We start from the raw sequence: 5,392 nt of genomic DNA, 5'->3' as shown, positions 1-5,392 counted from the left end.
GCGGTGCAGCATGATGGGGCGCTGCCGGGAGCCATCTTCGGCCACGTACTCGGCGTCCAGGCGCTCGGGCATGTTCGGGTCGACCTGCATCGTGCCGCACTGCCACTGGCGCCCCAGGGCGTCCTTCAGCGTGTACTCGATCTTCGGGCCGTAGAAGGCGCCCTCGCCCGGCAGGTACTCGAATTCGCAGCCCGACGCTCGCAGGCCCTGGGCCAGGGCGGCCTCGGCCTTGTCCCAGCTCTCCTCGCTGCCGATGCGCTTCTCGGGGCGCGTCGAGAGCTTGTAGAGGATCTCAGTGAAGCCGAAGTCCTTGTAGACCTTCTGCAGCAGCGTCGTGAAGGCGGCGACCTCGGCCTGGATCATGTCTTCGGTGCAGAAGATGTGGCCGTCGTCCTGCGTGAAGGCGCGCACGCGCATGATGCCGTGCAGCCCGCCCGTGGGCTCATTGCGGTGGCAGTTGCCGAACTCACCGAAGCGCAGCGGCAGGTCGCGGTAGCTCTTGATGCCCTGCTTGTAGATGAGGATGTGGCCAGGGCAGTTCATCGGCTTGAGCGCGTAGTCGCGCTTTTCCGACTCCGTGGTGAACATGTTCTCGCGGTACTTGTCCCAGTGGCCGGTCTTTTCCCACAGCGCCTTGTCCAGGATCTGCGGACCCTTGACCTCCAGGTAGCCGTTGTCTCGGTAGACGCGGCGCATGTACTGCTCCACCTCCTGCCAGACCACCCAGCCCTTGGGATGCCAGAACACCGTGCCGGGGCTGTGCTCGTCCAGGTGGAACAGGTCCAGCTCGCGGCCCAGCTTGCGGTGGTCGCGCTTCTCGGCTTCCTCCAGCATCGTCAGGTATTGCTGCAGCTCTTCCTTGGTGGCCCAGGCCGTGCCGTAGATGCGCTGCAGCATCTCGTTGCGGTGGTCCCCTCGCCAATAGGCGCCGGCCACCTTCATGAGCTTGAAGTGCTTGAGCTTGCCCGTGCTGGGCACGTGCGGACCGCGGCAGAGGTCCTCGAACCCGCCTTCACGGTAGAGGCTCACGTCCTCGTTGGCCGGGATGCTGGCGATGATCTCGGCCTTGTAGTGCTCGCCCATGGCCTTGAAGTGGGCCACGGCCTCATCGCGCGGCAACACGCGGCGCTCGACCTTCTCGTCCTTGTTGGCGAGTTCGGCCATGCGCTTCTCGATGGCGGCCAGGTCGTCGGGCGTGAAAGGACGTTTGTACGAAAAATCGTAGTAGAAGCCGTTCTCGATGACCGGGCCGATGGTGACCTGCGCCTCGGGATACAGCTCTTTCACGGCGTAGGCCAGCAGGTGGGCGGTGGAGTGGCGGATCATCTCCAGGCCGTCGGCGTCCTTGGCCGTGACGATCGCGAGCGAGGCGTCGCGATCGATGGTGTAGCTGGTGTCGACCAACCGGCCGTCCACCTTGCCGCCCAGCGCGGCCTTGGCCAGGCCGCTGCCGATGGAGGCCGCGACGTCGGCCACCGTCACCGGTGCGGGAAAGCTGCGTTGCGAACCGTCGGGAAGCGTGATCTGGGGCATGGTGGGTATCCGGAAAACAAAAAAGCGCGGCTGGGGCCGCGCTTTCATGAGGAAGAGGAAAAGGACTCGGGCAGGCGCGAACTGCTGGCCTCAAGAGGCCGCGAAGAAAAACGCCTGAGTTCGCGGTGTCATAACCGACATGCCTTTCTCGCTCTTTCTGGTGGACGGAAACATAGATTGTCCCACAAAGGGCCCTGGCCGTCCCCTGCGGACAGGGCACGGCGTTTGCCGGCAAGACGTCCCATGAATCCCATCACCCTTCTGCGGGTCCAGGGCACCGACGTGGCGGTCCGCCTGAGTGGCGACCGGGGCCAGCCAGCCCTGCTGATGATCCACGGCTTCCCGAGCTCGTCCGGATCGTTCCGGCACGTGATCGACCCGCTCGCGCGCGACTGCTTCGTGATCGCACCCGATCTGCCGGGCTTCGGCCGCTCTTCGCCCATCGAGCCAGCCTCCTTTTCGCGCCTGGCGGACATCGTCGGCGAACTGTTGGAGCGACTCGGGGTGGCCTCTTTCCACCTCTACCTGCACGACCACGGCGCAGCGGTCGGACTCCACCTCGCCACGCGCACGCCGGACCGCATCCGCGGGCTCATCGTCCAGAACGCCAACGCCCATGAGAGCGGCCTGGGACCGCAATGGTTGGCCACCCGGGCCTACTGGAAGGCCCCCTCACCCGAGCGGGAAGCCGAGGCGACCGCGCACCTGAGCTTCAAGGGAACACGCGACCAATATGTGGCCGGCATACCGGACGACCTGGCCGCGCGCATCGACCCGCAACAGTGGGAAAGGGACTGGCGCACCATGAACCTGCCCGGCCGGCTGGCGACGCAGCGCCAGCTGGTGCTGGACTACCGCCACCACGTCGCGCGCTTCGCGGACATCGCCGACTGGCTCGCCCGCTGGCAACCGCCAGCGCTGATGCTGTGGGGCCGGCACGACGCCTTCTTCGCGCTCGAAGAGACCCTCTCGTGGATGAAGGACCTGCCGCGCATGGAAGCGCACATCCTTGATGGCCCGCATTTCCTGCTGGAAACACACGCGGCCGAATGCGCGGCCCTCATGCGCGCCTTCATCGAACGCGTGGAAACACGGCACCGACCGAACCCCTGACCCACCCAACGTGGCCCCGAAGGTCGCGCCGTCAGCGCCCCCTGCCGAAAAGAAGCCCCCCTGGCAGACAGCGGAGCGGCTGGCGGATCGGACCGCCGGGCGGCCGACTGTCCGCCCCCCAGCAAAAAGGCCGCCCCGAAGGGCGGCCCTGTCTCCTCGAGTGTCCTCGCGATCCGTGGATCCGGCTCAGTGGAACTGCTCTTCCTCCGTCGAGCCCGTCAGCGCCTTCACGCTCGACGAACCGCCCTGGATCACCGTGGTCACGTCGTCGAAGTAACCCGCGCCCACCTCCTGCTGGTGCGACACGAAGGTGTAGCCCTGCTCGCGCGCCTTGAATTCGGGCTCCTGCACCATCTCCGTGTAGTGCTTCATGCCTTCGCCGCGGGCGTAGGCGTGGGCGAACTGGAAGGTGTTGAACCAGTTGATGTGGATGCCGGCCAGGGTGATGAACTGGTACTTGTAGCCCAGCGCCGAGAGCTCGTCCTGGAAACGGGCGATGGTCTTGTCGTCCAGGTTCTTCTTCCAGTTGAACGAGGGCGAGCAGTTGTAGCTCAGCAGCTTGCCCGGGCTCTTGGCGTGCACGGCCTGCGCGAATTCGCGCGCGAAGCCCAGGTCGGGCGTGCCGGTCTCGCACCACACCAGGTCGGCGTAGGGCGCGTAGGCCACGCCGCGGCTGATGGCCTGCTCCAGGCCGTTCTTGACGCGGTAGAAGCCTTCCTGGGTGCGCTCGCCGGTGAGGAAGGGCTTGTCGTTGGCGTCGTGGTCGCTGGTGATGAGGTTGGCTGCCTCGGCGTCGGTGCGGGCCAGCACGATGGTGGACACGCCCATCACGTCGGCGGCGAAACGTGCAGCGATCAGTTTTTCGATGGCTTCCTGCGTGGGCACCAGCACCTTGCCGCCCATGTGGCCGCACTTCTTCACGGCGGCCAGCTGGTCCTCGAAGTGCACACCGGCGGCGCCGGCCGCGATCATGTTCTTCATCAGCTCGAAGGCGTTGAGCACGCCGCCGAAGCCGGCTTCCGCGTCGGCCACGATGGGCAGGAAGTAGTCGATGAACTCCTTGCTGCCCGGCTCGATGCCGCGGCCCCACTGGATCTCATCGGCGCGCTTGAAGGTGTTGTTGATGCGTCGGACCATGGTGGGCACCGAGTCGTAGGCGTAGAGCGACTGGTCCGGGTACATGGTTTCGCTGGTGTTGCCGTCGGCCGCCACCTGCCAGCCCGACAGGTAGACCGCCTCCAGCCCCGCCTTGGCCTGCTGCATGGCCTGGCCGGCGGAGATCGCGCCGAAGGCGTTCACGTAGCCCTTCTTGGCGCCGCCGTTGATTTTTTCCCAGAGCTTTTCCGCGCCGCGCTTGGCCAGGGTGTGCTCGATGTGCATGCTGCCGCGCAGGCGCACCACGTCGGTGGCGCTGTAGCCGCGCTTGACGCCTTTCCAGCGCGGGTTCGTCGCCCAGTCTTTCTCCAGGGCTTCGATCTGTTGCGCGCGGCTGAGCTGTTCGGTGAGGGACTGGGGCATGGGGACACTCCTTGGGGGGGTTGATGGGTACCGGGGCGGCGTTCGCGGCAAAGGCGTTGCCGTTGGACATGACTCTAAGTCTTGTAGAAGACTTAAATCGTCTCTTATGTCTTATACAAGACAAAAATTTTCTTCTTATAAATCAATGAAATTTTCATTGATTTTTTCAATACGAAATTCAATTTCCCATATCAAGAAATTTTTCCGCGACGCAGCATTCCACATTTTCTTGATGTGAAAAGCAAATTCCTCATCCCGAAACCCACGCCAGTGGCTGAGGCATGATGCGGACCACCCCGCCCCCGCCCACACTTTTCCCGTGACCTCCCTTCACCGTGCCACGGCCTACGCTTGCCTGGCCCTGAGCATGGCGCTCGTGGGCAGCTATGTGGCGCTGTCCAAGCCCCTGGTGCTGGTGTTTCCGGTGTTCCTGCTGGCCTGGCTGCGCTTCGGCATCGGCGCCCTGGCCATGTGGCGCTGGCTGCGCAAGCCCGCCGACGAGCCCCCCCTGAGCCCGCGCACGCGCGCCCTGCTCTTCCTCGAGTCCTTCCTGGGCAATTTCCTGTTCTCCATCTGCATGCTCTACGGCGTGAGCCTGACCACCGCCGTGGCCGCGGGCGTGGTGATGTCGTCCATTCCCGCCGTGGTGGCGGTGCTCAGCGCCATCTTTCTGCGCGAGCGCATCGGCGCGCGCAGCGCGGCGGGCATCGCCTGCGCGGCCTTGGGCATCGGCCTCTTTTCGCTCGACAAGGGCGCCGGCCCGGCCGTGGGCGGCGCCCAGGCCCTGCTCGGCAACCTGCTCGTGTTCGCAGCGGTGGTGTGCGAGGCGTCCTACGTGGTCATCGGCAAGCGCCTCACCGAGGGCCTGGGACCCAAGCGCATCTCGGCCATCATCAACCTCTGGGGGCTGGCGCTGGTCACGCCCCTGGGCGTGTGGGCCGCGCTGAGCTTCAACTTCGGCGCCGTGGCCCTGCCCACCTGGGGCCTGTTGGTGTTCTACGCGCTGGCGGCCAGTGTGTGGACGGTGTGGCTGTGGATGACCGGGCTCAAGACCGTGCCCGCCTCGCAGGCCGGCGTGTTCACCGTGATGCTGCCCATCAGCGCGGCGCTCATTGGCGTGGTCTTCATGGGCGAACGCCTCAGCGGCCTGCAGCTGCTGGCTTTTGGCATCGCTCTGCTGGGCCTGGTGCTGGCCACACTCCCGAGCCGTACCAAGACCTGACGCCGG

At 65.6% G+C, this 5,392-nt stretch carries 4 protein-coding genes; 2 read left to right on the top strand and 2 right to left on the bottom strand.

The features are described from left to right. Positions 1–1,533 (bottom strand): threonine--tRNA ligase (thrS, locus tag BGO22_RS20520; RefSeq protein ID WP_286852328.1); only part of this gene is annotated, 1,533 nt, incomplete at its 3' end. A 243-nt stretch (positions 1,534–1,776) separates the two neighbouring features. Between thrS and BGO22_RS20515 the strand changes: the two genes are divergently transcribed. Further along, entirely contained in the window at positions 1,777–2,646 is an 870-nt protein-coding gene (locus BGO22_RS20515) for an alpha/beta fold hydrolase (RefSeq protein WP_070399969.1), read from the top strand. A gap of 186 nt (positions 2,647–2,832) precedes the next feature. Here the strand turns inward: BGO22_RS20515 and aceA are convergent, their stop codons facing one another. Further along, positions 2,833–4,164 carry an isocitrate lyase gene (aceA, locus tag BGO22_RS20510; protein WP_070399968.1) on the bottom strand — a complete coding sequence of 444 codons (1,332 nt, stop codon included), beginning with the start codon at positions 4,162–4,164 and terminating at the stop codon, positions 2,833–2,835. A 319-nt stretch (positions 4,165–4,483) separates the two neighbouring features. Between aceA and BGO22_RS20505 the strand changes: the two genes are divergently transcribed. Next, entirely contained in the window at positions 4,484–5,386 is a 903-nt protein-coding gene (locus BGO22_RS20505) for a DMT family transporter (protein WP_083293251.1), read from the top strand. Positions 5,387–5,392: the final 6 nt, after the last annotated feature.

This window comes from Hydrogenophaga sp. 70-12 (assembly GCF_001897365.1).
In the GTDB taxonomy this organism is placed as follows: Bacteria; Pseudomonadota; Gammaproteobacteria; order Burkholderiales; family Burkholderiaceae_C; genus Hydrogenophaga; species Hydrogenophaga borbori.
Note: the sequence above shows the minus strand (reverse complement) of the source record. Positions and strands in the feature narration are given on the sequence as shown.